Genomic DNA, 22233 nt, shown 5'->3' on the forward strand with positions numbered 1-22233 from the left:
GGGGGGCCGCCCCGGCGGCCCCCCCGGCGGGGGCCCCCCCCCCCCCCGGGGGGGGGGGGGCGCGGGGGCGGGGGGGGGGGCCCCCGCCCCCCCCCCCCCCGCGGGGGCCCCCCCCCCCCACCGCCGCCGAGTCGGCGTCCGCCGTGGAATAGACCACGGCGGTACGGATGCCCAGTTCACGGCAGGCCCGCAGGATGCGCAGCGCGATCTCGCCCCGGTTGGCGATGAGCACCTTCTCGAACACGGTCCACCACCTCAGGCCGGGTCCAGGGCGACCAGCGGCTGGTCGTACTCCACCGGCTGGCCGTCGGCGACCAGCACCTCGGTCACCCGGCCGGCCCGGTCGGCGGTGATCTCGTTCATCAGCTTCATCGCCTCGACGATGCCGACCACCTGCCCGGGCCGGACCAGGTCACCGACGGCCACGAAGGGCGCGGTGCCGGGCTCCGGCGCGCGATAGAAGGTGCCGACCATCGGCGAGCGCACCGCGCTCCGAGAGACCGGTGCAGCGGCTCCGACCGGCTCGGGCGGCCCGGTGGGTGCGGACGACGCGAGGGGTACGGCCGGAGCGGCGGATGCGGTTCGCGGGGCGGGCACCGGGGCGAGCGGATTGGATCCGGCCTCGTGCCGCCACTCCACCTCCAACTCGGCCCCGCCGGCGCACACCCGCAGCCGGCGTAGCGGACCGGGCAGCTCGGCGACGAGCCCGACGACGTGACGCCGCAGGTCGGTGAGCGCCGCCTCGGTGACCGCCCCGTCCCGCGTCTCCGGTCCATCCGGGACCGTCGCACCCCCGTCCGGCCGGTCCGGGTCCGTCGCGCCGGACGCGTGCGTCGCGGGTGGTGGGCAGGTGGGCGCCGGGACACGGTCCGTCGGGGCGGGCGCCGGCGGTGGCCCGGTCGGTGTCGCGACACCGGGCGACGGCACACCCGGCACCGGCGGCCGTACGGTCGGGGCACCGGCGACGGTGGGCGCGGTGCCGCCCGTGGCGCTCACCGGGCACCCGCCCGCAGGCTGCTCCGGGCGGCGCCGAACCGGCGGAACCGGCGTCGGCGGCGCTGCACCAGCGTGGCGACCGGCACCTCCAGCAGCGGCAGCAGGCTCGCCAGCACTGCCTCGCGGACCGCGTGGGCCGTCGCCTCCGGGTCGTCGGCGGCCGAGCCGGGTGGTTCCGGCACCACCTCGTCGACGATGCCGAGCCGGACCAGGTCCGGGGCGGTCAGCTTCAGCGCCCGGGCCGCCTGCGGCGCGGCGGTCCGGCCCGGCCAGAGGATCGCCGCGCAGCCCTCCGGACTGATCACCGAGTAGACCGCGTGCTGGAGCATCAGCACCCGGTCGGCGACCGCGAGGGCGAGCGCGCCACCGCTGCCGCCCTCGCCGGTGACCACCGTGACGACCGGGGTGGGCAGCACGCTCATCGTCAGGATGTTCTCCGCGATGGCGGCGGCCTGGCCGTGCTCCTCGGCGGCGACACCGGGATCGGCGCCCGGGGTGTCCACCAGGGTCACCACCGGCAGACCGAGCCGCGCGGCGAGCCGCATCAGCCGCAGCGCCTTGCGGTGCCCGGCCGGGCTGGCCATGCCGAAGTTGCGGGCCACCAGCTCGGCGCTGGTGTGTCCCTTCTGGTGCCCGATCACCATCAGGTGCCGGCCGTCGAGCCGGGCCAGTCCGCCGACCACCGCCGGGCAGTCGCCGCCGAGCCGGTCGCCGTGCAGTTCGGTGAAGCCGTCGAAGGCGCTCTCCAGATAGTCGAGCGTGGTCGGGCGGGCGGGGTGCCGGGCCAGCCGGACCGTCGCCCAGGCGTCCCGGGTCACCGGCTCCGGGTCCGGCCCCGGATCGGCGGGGCGCGACGACGGGGACGCCACGCCCGGTCGACGACCGCCGGACGCGGCGGCGAGCAGCGTCGTCAGCCGGGCGCGCAGCGCGTGCCGGGGCACCACCATGTCGACCTGGCCGTGCCGCAGCAGGAACTCGGCGGTCTGGAAGCCCTCCGGCAGGTCCCGTCCGGTGACCTGCCGGATCACCCGGGGGCCGGCGAAGCCCATCCGGGCGCCGCTCTCGGCGATCACCAGGTCCGTGCAGGTGGCGAACGAGGCGGCCACTCCCCCGTACGTCGGGTCGGTGAGCACGCTGACGGTGAGCAGCCCGGCCTCCCGCAGCGCGGCGATCGCCTGGCTGACGGTGGCCATCTGCATCAGGGACAGGGCGCCCTCCTGCATCCGGGCGCCTCCGGAGGCGGTGACCAGGACCAGCGGGACGCCGGCCGCCAACGCCTCCTCGGCGGTCCGGGTGATCAGTTCGCCGACCGCGCAGCCGAGGCTGCCGCCGAGGAAGCGGAAGTCCATCACGGCGAGCGCGCAGCGGTACCGGCCGACGGTGGCGGTGCCGCAGAGCACGGCCTCGGGAAGCCCGGTGTCGGCGCGGGCGGCGGTGAGCCGGTGCGGGTACGGCAGCACGTCGACGAACCCGATCGGGTCCACCTCGGCCGCGCGGTCCGACAGCGGCTGGAAGGACGCCGGGTCGACCAGTTGGCCTACCCGCTCGGGCGCGGCGAGCCGTGCGTGCCGACCGCACTCGGGGCAGACGTCGAGGTTGCGCCGCAGCCGCTTGCGGTAGAGCAGGGTGGCGCAGCCGCCGCAGCGCGACCAGAGCGTGCCGTCGGCCGGCGCGGTGGCGGTCACGACCGTGGCCCGTCGAAGTGGTAGAAGCAGCGGGCCATCGCGTCGCGCGGGGACCGCCAGGTCGGCAGGTACGGCGAGACGTACGGGCTCAGCCGGGCGCTGACCCGCTGGAACTCGGGGTGGTCCCGGACGGCGGCGACCGCCTCGTCGCCGGGCGACTCGGTCTCCAGCAGGTGCACGTACAGGTCACCGAGCCGGTACAGCGACCGGTGCCGGACACCGACCAGCCGGGGCAGCTCGGTGGTGTCGGACTCGGCGAAGATCTCGGCGACGGTGGCCTCGGCGGTCGGGTCCACCTTCGCGACGATCAGCGTGCGGTCCATGCTGGACCTCCCCCCATGGGCCGGTGGTGACACCACCGGCTGCCCGGACGACTGCGGCCACGATGCGCCGCCACGCGTCACCCGAGCGTCACCGGAACCCTCGCCTCCGAGGACGGTTGGTGACGTTCCGTTGACGCATGCTGTGCCCCACCTGTGTGCCGGCGAACGCCATGATCATCACATGTTCGCAGTTCAGAGCCAGGTTCATGAAGAGGCTTAAGTTACTAAGCTGACATCAGCGTTGACTCAGAGTAACCGCTATTGATAATCTTCACGACGGAACCGACCCGTCCCGCAGGGGGTACCGCCGTGGCCGCCGAACCACCCGCGCCGACCACCGGCGAACACCGGACCGCCGAGGTACGCCTGCACCTGCTGGGCGGTTTCCGGCTCACCCACGACACCGCTCCGGTGGTGGTGCCCCGGGGACTGCAACGGATCATCGCGCTGATCGGGCTGCGACCCGACGCGACCCGCGCCCACCTGGCCGGTCTGCTCTGGCCGGAGGCCGGCGAGGACCGCGCGCTCTCCTCACTGCGCACCGCGCTGTGGCGACTGCGGCAGGACCCGTACTGCCCGTTGACCACCACCGCCGACACCATCCGCCTCGACCCGACGGTCACCGTGGACGTCGACCGGCTGGTCGAGACCGCCGCCCGGGTACGCGACGGCCAGGCACCCGAGGACGCCGCCGAGGCGCTCGCCGCCGGACGGCACGACCTGCTGCCCGGCTGGTACGAGGACTGGGTGCTGACCGACCGGGAACGGCTGCGCCAGCTCCGGCTGCACATGCTGGAACAGGTCGCCGCCCAGCACCTCGCCGCCGGGCGGCACGGCGAGGCGCTGGAGGCGGCGCTGGAGGCGATGGCCGCCGAACCGCTACGCGAGACGCCGCACCGGCTGGTGGTCCGCATCCACCTCGCCGAGGGCAACGCCTTCGAGGCGGTACACGCCTTCTACGTCTACCGCGACCTGCTGCTGCGGGAGCTGCGCCTGGAACCGTCCCCGGCGATGAGCGCGCTACTCGACGAGACACTGGAACCGATCCGCCGGGCCACCCGGGTACCCGCCGAAACCAGCCACCCCGGCGGCCGTGCCCGGTTCCGGACCCGCTGATCCGCCGGACCGCGCGGGTCGCGTCACCGGCCCGACCGGTCGCGTTGACGGGCAGGTGACAGTCCACCGGAGAGGGTGACATCGGACAGCCGTCCGTGGCCCGGCGCGAGACGTCCGGGCGGGAACACCGGTGAGAGGGGTCCGATGAGCCGTCTAGTGATCGTGAACAGGATCATCCCGGGCGCGGAGGGACGGGTGGCGCAGATATTCGCCGAGTCCGACGCGACCGAACTGCCCAGCCTGACCGGGGTACGCCACCGGTCCCTGTACTGCCTGCACGACCTGTGCGTACACCTGATGGAGACCGACGACGTCGGCACGGACGCCCTCGCGGCGGCCCGCAACCACCCGCTGTACCGCGAGGTCAACGAGCGGCTCTCCGCGCACACCTCGCCGTACCTGCCGACCTGGCGCTCCCCCCGTGACGCGATCGCCAGCTGCTTCTACCGCTGGGACGCCGCCGACGTCCCGGCACCCCGCGTGGCCGGCTGACCGGCGGTCGGCTGATGTCCACCCGCACACCGCACGTCCTGGTCATCGGCGCGGGCACCGGCGGTCTCTGTCTGGCACACGGGCTGCGCCGGGCCGGGATCAGCGTCGCCGTGTACGAGCGGCACCGGACCCGGGCCGACGGGCTGCTCGGCTACCGGGTGGGCATCGGGCCCACCGGCAGCCGGGCGTTGCGCGACTGCCTGCCGCCGGAGCTGTTCCGGATCTACCTGGCCACCTGTGCCCGCTCACCCCGCTACTTCAACGTGCTCACCCAGCGGATGCGGCACACCGCGTCGTTCCCGTTGCGGCCGGACACCGACCCGGTGGACACCGAACGCTCGGTGGCCCGGATGACACTGCGTCAGGTGCTGTTGACCGGGATGGAGGACGTGGTGCACTTCGACCGCACCTTCACCCACTACGACCAGCACGACGACGGCACGGTCACCGCGTACTTCGCCGACGGCACCAGCGCCGTCGGCGACCTGCTGGTGGCGGCGGACGGCACGCACTCCGCGGTCCGCCGGCAGTACCTGCCGCACGCCACCGTCCGGGACGCCGGCACCGTGAACATCGCCACCCGGATCCCGCTCACCGCACACACCCGGGGACTGCTGCCGGAGACCGTCCGGCGCGGCATCTCGCTGATCTTCGGGACCGGTGGGGTGATGGGCGTCCTGCACGTGATGGAGTTCAAGTGGGACGGCGACGGGCGACTCAAGCCGGACGTCCCACCCGCCGACGCGGCCCTGCTGGCCGACTGGCCGGGGCTGCGGCACGACCCGACCCGCGACAACATCAACCTGGTGGTGTGGAGCACTGCGCGGCGCTTCCCGGCGGACGTCCTGCGCCGCCGGGGCGGGGAACTGATCCAGGTGGCGCTGGAGTTGACCGCCAACTGGCATCCGACGCTGCGGGAACTGCTCAGTCGCGCCGACCCGGAGAGCGCGCTGCCGATCCGGGTGTCCACGTCGGAGCCGGTGCCGCCCTGGAAGAGCAGCACCGTGACGCTACTCGGTGACGCGATCCACACCATGACGCCGGGCCGGGGCGTCGGCGCCAACACCGCGTTGCGCGACGCCAACCTGCTGCGGCGACACCTGGTCAGCGCCGTGGCCGGCGAGAAGACGCTGGTCCAGGCGGTGGCCGACTACGAGGCGACGATGCTGCCGTACGGCTTCGCCCGGGTGGCCGACTCGTTGAACCGCAGCGGCACCAGCGGGGACGACCGGATGTACAAGCCGGTGTTCGGCCGACTCGCACTGCTCGGCGCGCGCGGGTACTTCCGGGTCACCAGCCGGGTACCGCCGCTGCGGCGCAAGTTCGTCGACGACTTCTACACCTATCGCGGCGAGGAGGACTGAGCGGCGAGGAGGACTGATCCGTCCCGACCCGACCCCGTGCCGGGGTCGCGGTGTACCCACCGTGTCCACACCGTCCGTTCCGCGCCGGACACCTGCGGTGAACCCCGTCCCGCGAGTACGGACTGTTACATGGCCTGCCTGTTGCCCCGGCCCCACGTGTGCGAAGCTGCGGCGAGCTTTTTTCGCGACGATTCGGACGTAGGACTTCAGGGAGGTTTACCGTGGGCGACTCCTTCGGGAGCTGGCTGATACTGCTCGTGGCGCTGCTGGCGGGTCTGGCGGTGGGCTGGGTGCTGCTGCGCGGCCGACGGGGCGAACCTCCCGCGTCGACCACCGCGAGCGCCACCACCAGCGAGCCGACCCCGGCCGCCACCGTCAGCGAGCCGATCCCGGCCGCCGTCGAGACCGAGCCGACCCCCGCCGCCGTCGAGACCGCACCGGCCCCCGCCGCCACCATCGCGGAACCGGCCCCGACCGCCGTCGAGACCGAGACGGTCCCGACCGCCGCCGACACCTCCGCCGCCGAGACCTCCGCCGTCGAGACCGAGCCGACCCCGGCGCTGGTCGAGACCGCGCCCGCCGCCGAGACCACCGCCGCTACCGAACCCACCGCCGCTGCGGATACCAACACCGTTGGCGAGCCCTCCGCCGCCGTCCAGGCCGAGCCGACCCCGGCGCTGGTCGAGACCGCGCCTGCGGTGGACTCCGAGCCGGTCGCCGCACAGCCGGCAGTCGACGCTCCGGTGACCACCGAACCGATCACCACCGAGCCGGTCACCCCGGACCCGGTGGTCGCGCCCGCCGACAGCACTGCGCCGGAGCCGGTGTCCGCCCTCGACGGACCTGCCGAGACCGACTCCGCCGAACGGCCCACCGTCGCCACCCCGCCGGTACGGCCCACCCCGGCCGCCGACCCCACGGCGGCCACCACCGCACCGGTCACCACCGAGGCCACCGCGTCGCCCGACGCCACCGCGCCCGCCACCGAGCCGGCCCCTGCCGAGCCGGTGACCGCCGAGCCGGTCGCTACGGAGGCAGTCGCCACCGAGCCGGCCCCTGTCGAGCCGGTGACCGCCGCGTCCGTAGTGGCCGCACCCGCTGCCGCCGGGGCTGCCGACGACTTCCGGCGCATCCAGGGGGTCGGGCCGAAGATGGCCGCCGCGCTGCAGGGTGCGGGCATCGTCACGTACCGGCAGTTGGCCGAGCTGGACGAGGCCGCGCTGCGGGAGGTCATCAAGGGTGCCGGACTGCGCGCCACCGCGAGCCTGGTCACCTGGCCGCAGCAGGCGAAGGTGCTGGCGGCCGGCGGCACCGACTGACCGATCGCCCCCACGGGCCGCCGACGCGGACGGGTCTTCGGACCGTCCCGGGTCGGCGGCCCGTCTCGTTGTCGTCATGGCGGCTACGCCCCGTGGCCCTGCTGCGGGTCGGAGTCGCCGCCGCTCTGCTCGTCGCCGGGGCCACGCCGACCTCCGTTTGGCCGTTCGGTCCGTCTGGGTACAAGGCCCGGCACCGTGCAACCCACCGGACCGTGGAGGAAGCCATGCGTGGCACGTCGATATTCGGAGTCCTGGTCGTGATCTGGCTCATCATCGGCGCGGTTGCCGCCGGCCAGCGCGGCTACTACGACAACGAGGAGACCAACTGCGCCGAGTTGGGCACCATACTGGTGACCATCGTCGCCGGGCCGCTGAACTACGTCGGCGCCAACCCGCAGGTCGAGTGCGAACTGCCGCAGCCCTCGCAGTGACGCTTCCCGGGTGACGTCGGGTGACGCTGAGCGCCGCGCCGACGCGCACCCGACATCACCTGTCGGTGTAATGCGGAAGCCACTCGATCCGGGATCGAGTGGCTTCCGTCGTGCCACGAGGCCACTCGATCCCGGATCGAGCGTGATCTTTGGGGTTTGGGCGACGGGAGGTGCCCGGCGACCAGGACGGTCCAGGACAGATCCGGCCCTCCGCCGTGGTCACCGGGACCGGGTGGCGGAGGGCCGGACGTACGGGTGGATCAGCGGAAGCAGTGCGCCACCGGCGGACGGCTCCCCTCGCAGTTGGTGGGGCTGTTCTCGATCACGACGGTGTCATCGTCGATCTTGAGCTGAGCCCGCTCGACCTGTGCGCCACCGGCCTTCACGGTCGCCCGGTTGCCGGTCACCTGGCTGCGGTAGAGCGAGGCGGTGCCGGCGGTGACGAACAGCCCGGCACCCCGAGACCGTGGTCCGACCGCCGCGTTGTCCTGCACGTCGCTGCCGCGCACCAGCAGGTTGGACTTCTCGGCGTAGATGCCACCACCGTTGCCCCGGGTGGTGTTGTCCTGGATCACGCTGTCGTCCAGCGGCAGCAGGCCCTGGACGGTGGAGATGCCGCCACCGGCCACGGCGGCCAGGTTGTCCCGGATCGTCATCTGGCGCAGGATCAGCACCGCGTCCGAGTTGGCCAGGCCGCCGCCGGTCTGGGCGCTGTTGCCGATCACCGCGCTGTCGAACACCTTGGTACGCGCGGAGAAGCTGGCCATTCCACCGCCCTGCCCGGCGTTGTTCTGCACGAAGGTGGAGGAGTACACGTCACCGGCGGCCCGGAAGTTGGCCAGGCCACCGCCGTAGCTGACCGCGCTGTTGTGCCGGAACTCGGTGCGGTGCATGGTCATCACACCACCGTTGAGCAGGCCCCCGCCCTTGCCCTGGGCACCGGCGGCACGGTTGCCGATCAGTCGGCTGTCGCTGATCTGGAGGTTGCCGTCGTTGAAGATGCCCCCGCCGCCACCCTCGGCGGACAGCGAGGTGCTGTTCACCACGGTCACGCCCTCGACCACCGCGGTAGCGCCGTGCACGACGAAGAGGCTGCCGCCCTCCACCTTCGACCGGCCGTTGCGCAGGGTCACGTCCCGCAGGGTCAGCTCACCGCCGTCCCGCACGGTGAAGAACCGGAACTCCTCGGCGTCGGCGGCGCGCACGATGGAGGCGCCGGAGCCCTCGATGGTGATCCCGTGATAGATGACCGGCAGTCCGGCCGTGTCGTCCGCCGGGTTGCGCGGCGGCGCCTCGGCGTCGCCCGGGGTCTCGGCGGCGTCCGCGGCATCCCGCGCGTCGCGGATGCCGCCGTCGTACTCGTCGACCTGCACGAAGGCGTGGGTCAGCGTGTAGGTGCACTTCTCGGCCAGGTGCAGTGTCGCGCCGCCCTCGGCGTTGGCGCGGACCAGCGCCGCGACGAGTCGGGCGGAGTCGCACGGCACCCGGATCGCCTCGCCCTGCGGCGGGCGACCGTTGCGGGTCGGCAGCCGGTCGGCGGACGCGTCGCCGCCGTCGTGCCGCCACTCCGGGCGCTGGCGGTCCGGGCCCTGCTGATCCGGCCGCTGCCGGTTCGCACCGGGACTGGCGTCCGGGACACCGGGAACGTCGGAGTACATCGCGGCGGCCCGACCCGGGCTCGGGGCCGGTGTCCGGCTCTCGGTGGCCGAGGCGACGGCGGTCACGCCCGCCGCCCCGACCACCAGAGTTCCCGCCATCAGGCCGCCGGCCAACAGCCAACGGGACCGCCGTCCGGGTCGACCCGACCCAGGGCTGCCTCGGTAGGTGGACATCAAGGTTCCTGCCTCTCGTGCATGCGAAGACACGGCCGCGCCGAAGCGGGCGCGGGGTGGCGGACGTCGCCTCCGCCACCAGAGGTCACCGTACGAGGATCAAGAACCCAAATCCGGCATACGTGAATAAGTAAGCCACTCGCGTTCATATTGCATCAGAGGGGACTCGGCTCGTCAGCCGACGTGGATGCCCGGCCGCCGGGCCGGGTCCGGCTCGGACTTGCGCAGGATCTCCCGGACCACCGGCGGCGTGTCGCCCCGCCCCAGGATCAGGTACCGCAGCAGGTGCGCGATCGGGTTGCCCTCGGACCACTCGAAGTGCGCGTGCGGGCGTACGCCGGTGGCGTCGCGCAGCGCCAGCAGGATCGCCGCGATGGCGTTGGGCACGGCCGGGCTGCTGGCCCGCAGCACCCGGTACCCGCCTACCTCGACGCCGCAGACCCGCAGCACGTGGCGGAACCCGGACGGGTCCACCACGTCGATCTCCAGGAACAGCACGTCGGTGGCGCCCGGCACCGGATTCAGCCCCCGCTGAGCGCGCTCCTTGATGGTGTACTCCTTGACCGCGCCACTGCGCCGCTTGTGGGCGATCACGTGCAACCGGCCGTCGTGCGCCACCGAATCGGCCACGAACCGCCGCGCCACCTCGTCGAACTCGACCCGCTCCGCCCGCAGCTCGGTGGTCCGGCTGACCCGGGAGACCAGCGACACGGCGATGATGCCGAGGATGAACAGGCCGGAGATGGCGATCCCGTCCGGCTTCTCGATCACGTTCTCCACCAGGGCGTACACCAGCACCAGGGTGAGCACGGTGAAGCCGACGGAGGCGGCGCGCTGGCGCCGGGCGACTGCGGCGATGGTCACCGCCACCGACGCCGAGACCATCATCGCCAGGATCCCGGTCGCGTACGCGCCGGCCTGCGCGTCGACGTCGGCGCGGAAGACGACGGTCAGCACGATGCAGACCAACGTGTAGACGATCACCACGGGTCGCACCGCACGGGCCCACTCCGGCGCCATGCCGTACGACGGCAGGTAGCGCGGCACGATGTTGATCAACCCGGCCATCGCCGAGGCACCGGCGAACCAGAGGATGAGCACGCTGCTCAGGTCGTAGACGGTGCCGAACGCCTCACCGACGTGCTCGTGCGCGAGGTAGGCCAGCGCCCGACCGTTGGCCGCACCGCCCGGCGCGAACTGCTCCGGCGGGATGAGCAGCGTGGTGACGAACGTGGTGGAGAGCAGGTAGACCGACATGATCAACGCGGCGGCGGTGAGCAGGCGCCGGGTGTTGCGGATGCGCGCGGCGAGCCGGGCCTCGGCGTCCCGGCCCTCCCCGGCGACCAGCGGCATCATGCTCACCCCGGTCTCGAAGCCGGAGAGCCCCAGCACCAGCAGCGGGAACGCCAGCGCCGCGGTCAGCGCCACGCCACCCGGGCCGCCGCCGTCCGTGGTCAGTGCCGCCGTCCAGTCCGCCAGCGGGGCCGGATCCGCGGCCAGGTCGGTCAGCGACACCACCACGATCACCGCGTTCAACACCAGGAAGACGGCGACCAGCGGCACCGCCACCGCCACCGCCTCCCGGAAGCCGAGCAGGAACACCCCGCCGAGGATCAGCAGCAGCACCACGGTGACCGTGACCGCCACCGCGGTCCCGCCGAACGCGTCCGGCAGGTACGGGTTCTGCAACATGTGCACCGTGGCGTCGGCGGAGGAGAGCGTGATCGTCACGATCCACGAGGTGGCGACGAATCCGAGCAGCACCAGTACGAAGACCTTGCCCCGCCAGAACGGCAGCAACCGTTCCAGCATCGCCACCGAACCCTGGCCGTGCGGGCTCTCCCCGGCCACCCGGCGGTACATCGGCAGCATGCCGAACAGGGTCAGCGCCACGATCAGCAGAGTCGCCAGCGGCGAGAGCGCCCCGGCGGCCAGCGCGGCGATGCCCGGCAGGTACGACAGGGTGGAGAAGTAGTCGACACCGGTCAGGCACATCACCCGCCACCAGGCGTGTGCTTTCGTCTGCCCCTCGGCCGTCTCCGGGCCGACCGGCTGCACCTGGTGCACGAAGAGCCACCGGCGCAGCCGGCTCTCCGGCCGGGCCGGTCCGGCCGGTACCGCGACCCGGTCGGGCACGGTGACCCGTCGGCCGGCCCGTTCCCCGGGGCGGGTCGGGTCCCGCGCCGCCCGCAGCGACGGCTCCGGTGTCCCGGACGCCGGGCGGCGCCGGTCCCGGCCCCGTCGCGCTCTGGTCCCGTCCCCCATCGCGGTCAGCCGCCGGGCGGTACGGCCAGTGCGCGGGCCAGGGCGGCGGGGTCGTCGACGGTCACCGTCAGCCCGGGATGGCGCGGACGGCCGCCCGGCAGCAGCGCCGGCACCGGTCGCGCGAAGCGGACGCAGAGCCCGGTGGCGGTGGAGCTGCCGAAGGTGACTCCGAGGTCGGCGGCGGACAGGCGCGGGCCGACCACCCGCCACCAGCGGTACGGGCCGGTGGTCTCGGTGTCCACGACGTTCGCCCGTTGGGTGCGCAGCCGCCAGGGGCCGAACCGCACCGTCAGTGCGTCGCCGTCGACCCGTACCCAGGCGGTGGAGGGCCGTACCCCGAGCAGGGCCAGGAGCGGGCGCAGCACCGGGTCGAACCGGAACGGGAAGAGGTGCGTGGTCATCCCCGGACCCGTCGGCCGACCCGGTCCCCCGGCCGACTCGGACGAGGCGGTGCGGCGGGACGCGGGCGGGGCCGTGCGGCGGGACGCCGGAAGGCAGCGGTCATGGGCGCCGCGTACCCCGCGAAGGCCGGCCGACACCCCCCAGGCCGGCCGGCCTCCTGTTTCCCCCCGTGCTCACCACCGGGCGACGGCGCCCGGGCGGGTCGGATGCCCCCGTGCCTCGCCGTCGGGCGAGGCGCGGGGACCCCCCGTCCCGGCTACTGCAGGAATGCCCCGAGAGGCGACAGCAGCAACCGACCGAGCGCGGCGGCCGTCTGGTCCAGCCGCGCGCGCTCGCGCTCGTGTCGATGCGGGTCGTGCCGGCATCGCCAGATTCGTTGTGCGTTGCGCCAGGCGACATCCCGGGTGTACTCGACCAGCTCACCCTGGTACCAGTCGTCGATGTCGCCGTTGACCATGTCGATGAGCAGTTGCCACTGCTCCAGGTAGCCCCGACGCAGACCGGGGATCTTGTCGGCGAAGATCTTGTTGATCTCCAGGTAGTCGCGGTGCTGGTCGCTGCCCTCGACCGGCTCCGACTCCAGGTAGTCGAACGTGGTGACCAGCGCGAACGGCAGGTCGAAGTTGATGTGCGCATTGACGCCGGCAGCCGCCGACGGCAACGGCCGGGCGTCCGGGCCGCGCATCCGGTCGAAGAGGCAGGCCCACGCCTTGGGCGTATTGGGGCTGGAGTCGCTCCACATCCGCAGCGCGTCGAAGTAGCGGGCGGCGAACTCGACGTCCAGCCGGGACAGGAAGACCGGGTCGACGAACCGGTCGGCGTAGAGGCCGTCCAACACGCTCGTGGTGATGGTGAGGTAGAGCTTGTTGAAGTCGGCCAGCGGGCAGCTGTCCAGCAGCGGTGGCAGCCGGACCAGCATGTCCTGGAGCTTGGTCAGGTGGTCGACGACGGCGGGCACGTCGGCCGGGTGATCGGCGAGCAGGTCCACGATGTCCCGGTGCACTGGCCCCCAGACCGGTTCACTCACGCTGCCCCCTCGCTGCTCCCGGCCCCGGTCTCCCCGACGCCGGGCACAGCCTTTCAGGCGGGGACACCGCCGACATCAGTAGAACTACGTATCCGACACCGACACCCGACTACGCAGGAAGATGGCGCTCGCCTGGACCCGGGTACGGACGTGGAGCTTGTCGAAGATGTGCGAGACGTGCACGCCGATGGTCCGCTCGCTGATGAACAGGCGCTGGCCGATCTCCTTGTTGGTCAGCCCCTCGGCCACCGCGGCGAGCACCTCGCGCTCGCGCGCGGTCAGCGCGGCCAGCTCGTCACCGGCACCCGGTGGCGGCTCGACCCGCCCGGAGGGGCGTTCCTCCAACTCCACCCGCGCCCGACCGGCGAGGGTACGGATCTCCTCGGTGAACGGCACCGCACCGAGTCCCTGCGCCATCTGGTACGCCTCCCGGAGCAGCCGACCGGCGGTCGCCGTACGGCGACGGCGGGCCAGCAGCGCCTCGGCCTGACGCAGCCGCGCGTAGGCCGCCGGGTAGGGGTGGTTGCGGCGGTCCCACTCGGCCGCCGCGCGGCCCCACAGGTCCGGGTCGCTGTCGTCGAGGCGGCTCACCTCGGCGGCACAGAGCGCCAGATATCCGTCGACCACGTCGCGTACCGGCCGGGCCGCGGGCACGCTGCGCCCGGCCACCCGGTCGGCGATCTCGCGCAACCGGCGTACCGCGTTCTGGTCCACCGCGACGGTGCGGCTGGCGTGCGCCTCGGCCTCCGCGCGCAGCCCGTGCCAGACCAGCACGGCGAGGATCACCAGATCGTCGGAGCGGCTCTCGGTCAGGCCGCGCTGCACCGCGTGCCGGGCCACGTCGTGCCGCCCCTGCCACATCGCCAGGCCGGCGCGCAGGGTGAGCAGCGGGATGACGTGCCGGGCACCGCCACCGGCCAGCATGGTGGCCGCCGCGTCCAGGTCCCGGTCGGCGGCCTCGACGTCGCCGTACCCGACCGAGAGCCGGCAGCGGGCCAGCAGCATCTCCACCGCGTCCGCGCCGGACGGGCGGTGCCGCAGCGCCGCCGCGACGACCTTCTCCGCCTCGGCCCACTGCCCCACCCGGAACAGCCCGTTGGTGGCGACGGCCAGCAGCCGGGTCGCGTAGGCACGACCCAATCCCAGCTCGGCCACCCGCTCGGCACCCCGTCGGGCCACCACCACCCCCTCTTCGAGGATGTTCAGCGGCCCGGTGAGCAGCTCCGCCAGGTGCAGGTAGGCCCGCGCCACGTCCTCCGGACGGCCGGCCCGCTCGGCGGTGTCCAGCGCCCGCCGCAGCACCGCCAGCCCGGCATCCGGATCCTCCAGGTACGCCTCGGAGAAGCCCAACGCCGCGCTGGCCAGCACCACCTCGGTGGTGGCGCCCTCGACCTGCTCCGCGAGGGCCAGCGCCTCCCGCGCCCGCCGGCCCGCGTCGGCGTACCGGCCGAGGTGCACCAGCAGCTCCGCCAGGTGTGCGGCGGCGGCGGCCCGCTGCCGGGGCGTGCAGTCGGCGGCGTCCAGCGCCTGCTGGTACTCCACCTCGGCCAACGCCGACCGTCCGGCGGCGGCCAGATATCGTGCCCGCCGGATGTGCAGCTCGCAGGCGGGCGGGCCGGTGTCGGTGGCGGCCAACTCCTCCAGCAGCGTCAGCGCCCGCGCGTACTCGCCGCTCTTGTGTGCGGCTTCGGCGGCCTGGCCCAGCAGCACCGCCCGGTCGACCCCGGCCCGGCCCTGGCTCAGATCCACCGCCACCGACCAGTGGCGGTGTGCCTCGGCGTAGCCGTACAGCCGCTCGGCCTCCTCGGCGGCGGCCACCGCCGCCGGCAACGCCCGATCCGGCTCACCGGCCAACCGCCAGTGGTGCGCCAGCCGGGCCTGGTGCAGCTCACCCGGCGCCGAGGTCAGCGCCTCGGCGTAACGCCGGTGCAGCAGGGCGCGTTCGGCGGGCAGCAGCTCGTCCTCCAGCACCTCGGCGACGAGCCGGTGCCGCAGCCGGTAACCGTCCTCGGAGCCGACCAGCAGCCGGTGCGCGACGGCGGCCTTGACGGCGGTGAGCAGGTCCTGCTCGGGCAGCCCGACCACCTCGGTGAGCAGCCGGTGCTCGACCGGTTCCACCCCGGCGGCGACCGCGTGCACGGCCTGGTGCGCCGGCTGCGGCAACGCGTCCACCCGGGCCAGGAACACCTCGCGCAACGTGTCGGACAGGTCGTCGCGGCCGTCGCGCAGGTCCCGGGACAACTCCTCCACCACGAACGGGTTGCCCCCGCTGCGTTGCCACAGCCGGTCGGCCGCCTCGGGCGCGACCGGGGCCCGGACGATCGCGGCGGCGAGTTCCTCCGTGGCGGCGCGGTCCAGCGGCGCCAGGTCCAGCACCCGCACCGACCGCAGCCGGCGCAACTCGGTCAACACGCGACGCAGCGGGTGCGCGCCCTGCAACGACTCGGACCGCACCGCCGCCAGCACCGACAGTTGCAGGTCGCCCAGACCGGCGAGCAGATAGAGCAGCAACTGTCGGGTGGTCCGGTCGACCCACTGGAGGTCGTCCAGCACCAGCACCAGCGGACGGCCACCGGCGATGACGCCCAGTCCCCGGGACACCCGCTCCAGCAGCGCCCCCGCGCCGTCCGGCCCGGTGGCGTCCTCGGCGAACACCCCGAGCAACGCGCGCACCGACGCGGTCGCGGCCGGCGGGAGGTCCGCGTCGAGACGCCGCAACGCCTGCCGCAACGGGTGCAGCGGTGAGGCGTCGCCGATGTCCAGACAGGAACCGGTGAGCACCAGCGCACCGCCCGCGCTCAACTGCCCGCCCACCTCGTGCAGCAGCCGGGTCTTGCCCACGCCGCTCTCGCCGGTGAGGAAGACCCCGGCCGTGTTTCCCGGCGCCACGTCGTCGAGCAACGCGGCGCGTACCGTCGCCACCAGGTCGGCCCGACCGACGAGCGGTGTGGTGTCCACGTCGCTGGCCATGGCTCGCAGCCTAGTCACAGCCGCCGCCCCCGTTCTACCGCCGCCGCGCCGCCCCTCCCCCACTCGCGTCGACATTGCGACCGAAGGTTGCGCTCGGCCGACATACGTCGTTCGGCAGATCCGCCGTCGGACCGGGGATGACAGTCTCCGGGACATCGTTGGCACGCACGGGGGGAGAGGCGGGTGCGATCTCGATGCCCATGTCGGTTGTCGCAGGTCAGCCGGCTCAGCGGGGGCGCTGGCCGGTAGCTGAGGAACGACGGACGTTGACTGTCCTCTTCGTCGACATCGTCGGGTCGACACGTCTGGTCGACCGGCTCGACCCGGAGGACGTCCGCACACTGCAACGGGTCTACTTCCGCACGGTCGCCCGGGTGCTGCGGCGCTGGGACGGCGTGGTGGAGAAGTACGTGGGCGACGCGGTGATGGCGTTGTTCGGCGCGCGGGCCGGGGACGGCTTCGAGGCGTACCGGGCGGTGCGGGCCGGGCTGGAGGTCCAGCGGGCCCTGGACCGCCGGCCACTAGCGACCGCGCCCGGGCTGCGGGTCCGTGTCGGGGTGGCCACCGGCGAGGCCGTGGTGGACCTGGCCGCCGGGCGCGACGGCGGGCACGGCATGGCCAGCGGCGCGGTGATCACGCTCGCCGCCCGCCTGCAGGAACACGCGCCGCACGGCGGTGTCGCGGTCTGCGAGACCACGCACCGGGCCGTCGCCGGCCTGATCGCGCTGCGCCCGGTGCCGGCGGTGACGGTCAGCGGCAAGACGCTGCCGGTCGGCGTCTGGCACGCCGTGGGCACGCTGCCGCCCCGGCCTCCACGTCACGACACGCCGCTGGTCGGCCGGCACCGGGAGCTGGCCGCCGTCCGGGAACAGCTCGCCGAGGCGGTACGCGGACGCGGCGTCCGGCGGCTGGTGCTGACCGGTCCGTCGGGCAGCGGGCGGAGCCGGTTGCTGCGCGAGCTGGCCCGCAGCACGCCGACGGTGGACGGGATGCCGGTGCGGTGGTGCCTGACCGCCTGCCCGCCGTACCCGGACGGGCCGTTGGCGCCCGTCGTGGGTCTGGTGCGGACGCTGGCCGGCAGCCGTACCCCCGCCGCAAGCGCCGGTGTGCTCCGCGACCGCCTGGCCGCCGCACTCGGCGGGTCGGTGTCGGGCGACCACCTGGCGGCGGCGCTGGACACAGTGGACGATCTGGTGGCCGGCGTCGGTGGCGCCGCCGGGGCCCGGGCGGCGGTGCGCTGGCGGGACGTCCTGCTCGGGCTGGCCCGTCGTCAGCCGGTGGTGGTGGCCGTGGACGACCTGGACCGGGCCGCCCCGGCACTGCGCCGTCACCTGGACGCGCTGGTCGACCTGGCCACCGCGGACGGCCTGCCGCTGGTGCTGGTCGGCACCGGGGCGGGTGTCGACTCCGCCCGGCCGACGGCCCGGGTCCGGCTGCGTCCACTCGACGCGGTGACCGTCGGCCGGCTGCTACGCCGGCTGCTGCGCCGGGCCGGTCAGCCGGGCGGTCTGGTGGGTCGGCTGATCCCGCTGGTCGGCGGCAACCCCGGACGCGCGGTGGCGTACGTGCGGTCGCTCGCCGGGGCCGACCCGGCGCGGCTGCCGGTGCCGGAGAGCATCCGGCGGGCCGCCGAAGCCCGGCTGGACCGGCTCGACGGCACCCGGCGAGCGGCCCTGATGGCGGTCGCCGCCCTGCCGCCCGGCTGCCCGGTCGCCAACCTGGCCCGGGCACTCGGCTGGGCGGCGGCGCAGGTGGAGGCGGCCCTGCGTGCCCTGACCGGGGCGGGCCTGCTCGTCCGGCTGCCCACCGGCGGGCACGCTTTCGTCGATCCGGCGCTGCGGGAGGTCGCCGTCGCCCGGCTCCCCCGGGCGACGCTGGCCACCTTCACCCGCCGGGCCGGTGTCCCGACCTCCGACGCCGACGCCGAGCCGGCACTGGCGGAAGGCTCGACGCGGCCGGCATCGGCGGCGCGACCGGCGGCAGGCACGGCGGCGCCGGGATCGGCGTGGTCGGGGTCAGCGATCGGCCAGGAAGGCCAGCGCGCGCTCCCAGGCGAGCGCGGCGGCGGCCGGGTCGTGGTCGGACACGGCCGGATCGGTGAACAGGTGGCCCGCCCCCGGGTAGCCGTAGACGGTGACGTCGGCACCGACGGCGGTCATCTCCTGCCGCCACTGGTCGACCTCGCCCGGCGGGTCGTAGGGGTCCGGATCGGCCAGGTGCAACTCGACGGCCAGCCCGGCTCGGACGTCGGCGGGGGCGCCACCGGTGCCGTGCCACAGCAGCAGGCCGCCGCTGTCGGGGCGTTCGGCCAGCATCGCGCCGGCCACCCCGGCGCCCATCGAGAACCCGGCGAGCACGGTGTCGGGCGGCAGTCCGTCGAGCGAGGCCCGGGCGCGGTCCAGCACCGTCTCCTGCCCGATCCGGCTCAGCAGGGCGAACCCCTCCTCGACGGTGTCCACGGCAGGCACCTCGTACAGGTCGGGCGCGTGCACCTGGTGTCCGGCGGCGCGCAGCCGGTCGGCCGCGTCCCGCACCGCGGGCCGCAGCCCGTACACGGAGTGGAAGAGTGCGACATGTGCCATCCGCTCATCGTGCCGGACGGCACCGACACCGTCGGACCGCCGCGCGCGGATGGCGCGGTCAGTCTCGGTCGACCCCGGCCCGTCCGCCGTCCGGTGACGCCGACTCCGGTGCGCCGTCCGGCCGCGCCGGAGCCGCTACGCCGTCCCCAGCACCGGCGTCCGGCCGGAGGACCCGGCTGTGACCCCGGAACTCGGCGATTACCTGTCCGTCCGCGCGGCTCACCGTGACGTCGTAGATTCCGCTGCGGCCGTACCGGGTCCGTTCCGTGGCCCGGGCGGACAGCACGTCCCCCTCGCGAGCCGGGCGGACGAAGGTGATCTCGCCGCCGGCCGCGACGGTGGCCGGGCCGTGACTGTTGCACGCCAGCGCGAAGGCGGTGTCGGCGAGCAGGAAGACGAAGCCGCCGTGGGCGATGCGGTGGCCGTTGACCATGCTGTCGGTGACCCGCATCCGGGCCACCGCGGCGCCGCCCGCGGCGCTGACCAACTCGATGCCGAGTCGGTTCGACGCGACGTCGGCCTCGAACATCTCGTGCGCGGCGGTGCGCGGGTCCACCTGGCTCCCGGCGTGGTCGGCGGGGCCCTGCGCCCCGGGGACCGCCATCATGCCACCGCCGCCCGGTGCGCCCGGCGCGGCGGGTCCCGTGACGACGACCGGGCCGGATCGGTGTCCCCGATCCGGCCCGGCACTGATCATCGCCCCGCCATTGTCTCGCAGTTGCACATTGTTGGCAACAAGACTGGACACCGACCCGCCGATGTAACTAGCCTGCTCGCCATGAGTCCTTACATGACCGATGCCGCCGCGTGGCAGGAGAGCTGGGACCGGCAACAGGAGGCGTACCTGCCGGACCGGGAGCACCGCTTCACCACCATGCTCGACGCGGTCGACGCGGTCCGCGACACCACCGCTGCACCACGACTGCTGGACCTGGCCGGCGGCACCGGCACCATCTCGCTGCGCGCGCTGCGCCGCTTCCCCGACGCCGAGGTGACCCTGGTCGACCTCGATCCGGCCCTGCTCGCCCTCGCCACCGCCTCGCTCGGCGACCGGGCCACCATCGTCACCGCCGACCTCAACCGGCCGGACTGGGTGGACGCCCTGCCGCACCGTGACTACGACGCGGTGCTCACCGCCACCGCGCTGCACTGGCTGCCCGCCGACCGGCTGACCGGGCTCTACGCCGAGGTCCGCGAGGTGCTGCGCCCCGGCGGCCTGCTGGTCAACGCCGACCACATGCCCGACGACACCCTGCCCGAGCTGACCACACGCCTGCTCGCCCGGGCCGAGGCGCGCCGGGCGGCGCGCTACGCGGCGGGCGCGGTGCCCAACTGGGCGCAGTGGTGGGAGCACGCCGCGCAGGACCCGGAGCTGCGGCCCCTCGTCGAGCGTCGCCACGCCATCTATCCGACGGGACACAGCCAGGAGTGGAACCCGCCGGTCTCCTGGCACCTCGGCGCGCTCTCCGAGGCCGGTTTCACCGAGGTCGGCACGCTCTGGCGCGGCGGCGCGGACGCGGCGGTCGTCGCCGTCCGGTGACCGCCCGCGCGGCGGCCACCGGACGGACCCGTCAGCGGGCCCGGCGTTCCGGGTGCGCCCGGTTCCAGGCCCGCATCCGTTCCGGGTACCCGACCTTGGTCGCCTCGTACAGCGGGATGGCGTGCTTGCGGGCCATCCTCCCGGCGGCCCGGGGCGTCCCGGTACGCCGCCGGATCCACTCACCGTCGTGCGCGATGGCGACCACGGTGGTGTCGGTGGCGGTGGTCTCCGGTTCGAGATAGAACTCCACCCCCTGCCGGCTGGTCGCGAACTCCTCCAGGGAGGCGAGGTCCTCCGGGGTCGCCTCGCGGTCCAGTTTCGTCGGGGTGCCCTCTGCGGCCCGGGGCCGCCGGCTGAACCAGCCCATTGCCCGGCTCCTCTCCTCGGCGTGCCTCCCAGTGCAGCACCCGGACCTGGCAGTTCCCTGGACGGCCGATGTACGGGCCCTGGTCGCTACGCCTCCGGACGGGGAGAACCCGTCCGCTCCGGCTCCGGGGCGCCCGCCCGCTCCGGCTCCCCCGTGGCGCCGGAGACGGGCGGACGGGTGACCCGCACCAGCAGCAGGGTCGGCAGCAGCAGCAACGGCACCACCAGCAACGCGTGCAGCGTGCCGATCCGGTCACCGAGCAGCCCCAGCAACGGCGGTCCGGCCAGGAACGCGGTGTACCCGATCACCGCGACCACGCTGACCCGGACGTGGGCGTGCTCCTCCTCGTCGGCGGCGGCGCTCATCCCGACCGGGAAACCGAGCGAGGCGCCGATCCCCCACAGCACCACGCCGACCACCGCGACCGGGCCGGAGCCGGCCAGGATCGCCACACCGGCGCCGACGATGGCGAGCAGGATGGTCACGGTCAGCACCGGCACCCGCCCCCACCGGTCCAGGGCCACCGTGCCGAGCGTCCGACCCACGGTCATGCCGGTCACGAAGACGGCGAAGACCGCCGCGCCGGCTGCCTCGCTGAAGCCGTACCCGTCGATGAAGGCGACCGCGATCCAGTCGTTGGCGCTGCCCTCGGCGAACGCCGCCGCCAGCACCACCAGACCGATGAGCAGGGTGCGCGGCTCCCGCCAGGCGGCGAGCAGGGACTTTCGACCGCCACCGGCGCCCTCGCTCTCCGCACCGGGTGCGGCGGGCAGGAACGCGCGGGCGCCCAGCAGCGTGCCGACGAGCACCACCGCCGCAAGGACCCCGAGGTGGACGGCGACCGGCAGGCCGAGCCGGGCGGCCCCGGCGCCCAGACCGGCACCGGCCACCGAACCGAGACTCCACGCCGCGTGGAACCGGGGCATCACCGTCCAGCCCAGGCGGCGTTCGACGATCGCGCCCTCGATGTTCATCGCCACGTCGCAACTGCCGGAGCCGTACCCGAGCGCGAACAGGCCCACCGCCACCCCGGGCAACGAGCCGGCCACCGCCGACACCCCGGCCACGGTGAGGCCGAGGGCGACCACGGTGGTGGAGAACACCACCGCGCGGGCCGCGCCGAGACGCTGGGTGAGCAGACCGGCGGTGGGCATCGCGACGATCGCGCCGATGGACATGGCGAGCAGGAGCAGGCCGAGACGACCGGGGCTGAGTTCCAGCCCGTCGCGGACCGCCGGCACCCGGGAGAACCAGGTCGCGACGGCCAACCCGTTGAGCGCGAACACCACCGCCACGCCGTTGCGGGCGGCCAGCACCGCCCGGGGCGGACCCGAGGTGACCGGCGGTGTCGCGGGCGTGCTGATGACGGGATCCATGGAACTTCCCGGTCCTCTCGACGGCGGTGGGGGCGCAGGCAACGATCACACACCTGGGAGCGCTACCACCACAATCCATCTCCGGTCCTTACCCCCGGGCGTCCGGCGAGGCATGATGCGGGTGGGAGCCCGCGTACCAGGCGGGC

The 22233-nt window shown here is 74.2% G+C and carries 17 protein-coding genes and 3 pseudogenes; 7 read left to right on the forward strand and 13 right to left on the reverse strand.

What is annotated here, in order from left to right; all coding sequences use genetic code 11:
• Positions 1–118: 118 nt before the first annotated feature.
• The 4 genes and pseudogenes from ACFYTT_RS26625 to ACFYTT_RS26640 form a co-directional block, all read right to left on the reverse strand.
• Positions 119–244: pseudogene (locus ACFYTT_RS26625) on the reverse strand (biotin carboxylase N-terminal domain-containing protein); the annotation flags it as partial.
• A gap of 11 nt (positions 245–255) precedes the next feature.
• Entirely contained in the window at positions 256–996 is a 741-nt protein-coding gene (gene accB / locus ACFYTT_RS26630; RefSeq protein WP_387263177.1) for an acetyl-CoA carboxylase biotin carboxyl carrier protein, read from the reverse strand.
• Entirely contained in the window at positions 993–2681 is a 1689-nt protein-coding gene (locus ACFYTT_RS26635; protein ID WP_387263180.1) for an acetyl-CoA carboxylase carboxyltransferase subunit alpha, read from the reverse strand. Before ACFYTT_RS26635 ends, accB begins: the two co-directional genes overlap by 4 nt.
• Complete coding sequence (locus ACFYTT_RS26640) at positions 2678–3004, reverse strand: TcmI family type II polyketide cyclase (RefSeq protein ID WP_131056042.1); 327 nt, start codon at positions 3002–3004, stop codon at positions 2678–2680. Before ACFYTT_RS26640 ends, ACFYTT_RS26635 begins: the two co-directional genes overlap by 4 nt.
• A 309-nt stretch (positions 3005–3313) precedes the next feature.
• Here ACFYTT_RS26640 and ACFYTT_RS26645 point away from each other — a divergent pair, with 309 nt between their 5' ends.
• The 5 genes from ACFYTT_RS26645 (at position 3314) to ACFYTT_RS26665 (ending at position 7726) form a co-directional block, all read left to right on the forward strand.
• Positions 3314–4120: a BTAD domain-containing putative transcriptional regulator gene (locus ACFYTT_RS26645; RefSeq protein WP_176094411.1), complete on the forward strand. Its 807-nt coding sequence runs from the start codon at positions 3314–3316 to the stop codon at positions 4118–4120.
• Positions 4121–4264: 144 nt separating this feature from the next.
• Positions 4265–4612 (forward strand): TcmI family type II polyketide cyclase, encoded by a 348-nt coding sequence (locus ACFYTT_RS26650; protein ID WP_131056046.1) that lies wholly within the window; start codon positions 4265–4267, stop codon positions 4610–4612.
• 14 nt (positions 4613–4626) lie between these two features.
• A complete protein-coding gene (locus ACFYTT_RS26655; protein ID WP_131056048.1) occupies positions 4627–5976 on the forward strand; it encodes an NAD(P)/FAD-dependent oxidoreductase in 1350 nt (449 codons plus the stop codon).
• Positions 5977–6197: 221 nt separating this feature from the next.
• Positions 6198–7295 (forward strand): hypothetical protein, encoded by a 1098-nt coding sequence (locus ACFYTT_RS26660; RefSeq protein ID WP_387263183.1) that lies wholly within the window; start codon positions 6198–6200, stop codon positions 7293–7295.
• 224 nt (positions 7296–7519) lie between these two features.
• Positions 7520–7726: a hypothetical protein gene (locus tag ACFYTT_RS26665; RefSeq protein ID WP_117228195.1), complete on the forward strand. Its 207-nt coding sequence runs from the start codon at positions 7520–7522 to the stop codon at positions 7724–7726.
• Between the two features lie 260 nt (positions 7727–7986).
• Here ACFYTT_RS26665 and ACFYTT_RS26670 read toward each other — a convergent pair whose 3' ends face one another.
• From ACFYTT_RS26670 to ACFYTT_RS26690, 5 genes are all read right to left on the reverse strand, one after another.
• Entirely contained in the window at positions 7987–9558 is a 1572-nt protein-coding gene (locus ACFYTT_RS26670; RefSeq protein WP_176094414.1) for a right-handed parallel beta-helix repeat-containing protein, read from the reverse strand.
• 174 nt (positions 9559–9732) lie between these two features.
• Positions 9733–11823, reverse strand: coding sequence for an amino acid transporter (locus ACFYTT_RS26675; RefSeq protein ID WP_387263186.1), 2091 nt, complete (start codon positions 11821–11823; stop codon positions 9733–9735).
• A gap of 5 nt (positions 11824–11828) precedes the next feature.
• Entirely contained in the window at positions 11829–12224 is a 396-nt protein-coding gene (locus ACFYTT_RS26680; protein ID WP_387263189.1) for a hypothetical protein, read from the reverse strand.
• A 257-nt stretch (positions 12225–12481) separates the two neighbouring features.
• Positions 12482–13252 carry a DUF5995 family protein gene (locus ACFYTT_RS26685; RefSeq protein ID WP_131056251.1) on the reverse strand — a complete coding sequence of 257 codons (771 nt, stop codon included), beginning with the start codon at positions 13250–13252 and terminating at the stop codon, positions 12482–12484.
• 84 nt (positions 13253–13336) lie between these two features.
• A complete protein-coding gene (locus tag ACFYTT_RS26690; RefSeq protein ID WP_131056253.1) occupies positions 13337–16222 on the reverse strand; it encodes a helix-turn-helix transcriptional regulator in 2886 nt (961 codons plus the stop codon).
• A gap of 200 nt (positions 16223–16422) precedes the next feature.
• Between ACFYTT_RS26690 and ACFYTT_RS26695 the strand changes: the two are divergent.
• A pseudogene (locus tag ACFYTT_RS26695) lies at positions 16423–17601 on the forward strand (adenylate/guanylate cyclase domain-containing protein); the annotation flags it as partial.
• Between the two features lie 636 nt (positions 17602–18237).
• On the opposite strand, the gene ACFYTT_RS26700 reads toward ACFYTT_RS26695, so the two are convergent.
• On the reverse strand, positions 18238–18804 hold the full coding sequence (locus ACFYTT_RS26700) for a dienelactone hydrolase family protein (RefSeq protein WP_176095887.1): 567 nt from the start codon (positions 18802–18804) through the stop codon (positions 18238–18240).
• A 166-nt stretch (positions 18805–18970) separates the two neighbouring features.
• A pseudogene (paaI, locus tag ACFYTT_RS26705) lies at positions 18971–19411 on the reverse strand (hydroxyphenylacetyl-CoA thioesterase PaaI); the annotation flags it as partial.
• A 171-nt stretch (positions 19412–19582) separates the two neighbouring features.
• Between paaI and ACFYTT_RS26710 the strand changes: the two are divergent.
• The gene (locus ACFYTT_RS26710; RefSeq protein ID WP_387263193.1) at positions 19583–20344 is read left to right on the forward strand and encodes a class I SAM-dependent methyltransferase; all 762 of its coding nucleotides are present in this window, start codon (positions 19583–19585) and stop codon (positions 20342–20344) included.
• Between the two features lie 31 nt (positions 20345–20375).
• Here the strand turns inward: ACFYTT_RS26710 and ACFYTT_RS26715 are convergent, their stop codons facing one another.
• Both ACFYTT_RS26715 and ACFYTT_RS26720 read right to left on the reverse strand, forming a co-directional pair.
• A complete protein-coding gene (locus ACFYTT_RS26715; protein ID WP_387263196.1) occupies positions 20376–20711 on the reverse strand; it encodes a hypothetical protein in 336 nt (111 codons plus the stop codon).
• 86 nt (positions 20712–20797) lie between these two features.
• Positions 20798–22075 (reverse strand): MFS transporter, encoded by a 1278-nt coding sequence (locus tag ACFYTT_RS26720; RefSeq protein ID WP_387263395.1) that lies wholly within the window; start codon positions 22073–22075, stop codon positions 20798–20800.
• Positions 22076–22233: the final 158 nt, after the last annotated feature.

It is taken from the genome of Micromonospora sp. NPDC003816 (assembly GCF_042874705.1).
GTDB lineage: Bacteria > Actinomycetota > Actinomycetes > Mycobacteriales > Micromonosporaceae > Micromonospora.

What these genes read in the sequence shown, in the direction of transcription:
- ACFYTT_RS26700 (WP_176095887.1), bottom strand. Translation starts at nt 18,804, where the DNA reads ATGGCACATGTCGCACTCTTCCACTCCGTGTACGGGCTGCGGCCCGCG.
- ACFYTT_RS26670 (WP_176094414.1), bottom strand. Translation starts at nt 9,558, where the DNA reads ATGTCCACCTACCGAGGCAGCCCTGGGTCGGGTCGACCCGGACGGCGG.
- ACFYTT_RS26675 (WP_387263186.1), bottom strand. Translation starts at nt 11,823, where the DNA reads ATGGGGGACGGGACCAGAGCGCGACGGGGCCGGGACCGGCGCCGCCCG.
- ACFYTT_RS26650 (WP_131056046.1), top strand. Translation starts at nt 4,265, where the DNA reads ATGAGCCGTCTAGTGATCGTGAACAGGATCATCCCGGGCGCGGAGGGA.
- ACFYTT_RS26655 (WP_131056048.1), top strand. Translation starts at nt 4,627, where the DNA reads ATGTCCACCCGCACACCGCACGTCCTGGTCATCGGCGCGGGCACCGGC.
- ACFYTT_RS26715 (WP_387263196.1), bottom strand. Translation starts at nt 20,711, where the DNA reads ATGGGCTGGTTCAGCCGGCGGCCCCGGGCCGCAGAGGGCACCCCGACG.
- ACFYTT_RS26710 (WP_387263193.1), top strand. Translation starts at nt 19,583, where the DNA reads ATGAGTCCTTACATGACCGATGCCGCCGCGTGGCAGGAGAGCTGGGAC.
- ACFYTT_RS26640 (WP_131056042.1), bottom strand. Translation starts at nt 3,004, where the DNA reads ATGGACCGCACGCTGATCGTCGCGAAGGTGGACCCGACCGCCGAGGCC.
- ACFYTT_RS26665 (WP_117228195.1), top strand. Translation starts at nt 7,520, where the DNA reads ATGCGTGGCACGTCGATATTCGGAGTCCTGGTCGTGATCTGGCTCATC.
- ACFYTT_RS26680 (WP_387263189.1), bottom strand. Translation starts at nt 12,224, where the DNA reads ATGACCACGCACCTCTTCCCGTTCCGGTTCGACCCGGTGCTGCGCCCG.
- ACFYTT_RS26690 (WP_131056253.1), bottom strand. Translation starts at nt 16,222, where the DNA reads ATGGCCAGCGACGTGGACACCACACCGCTCGTCGGTCGGGCCGACCTG.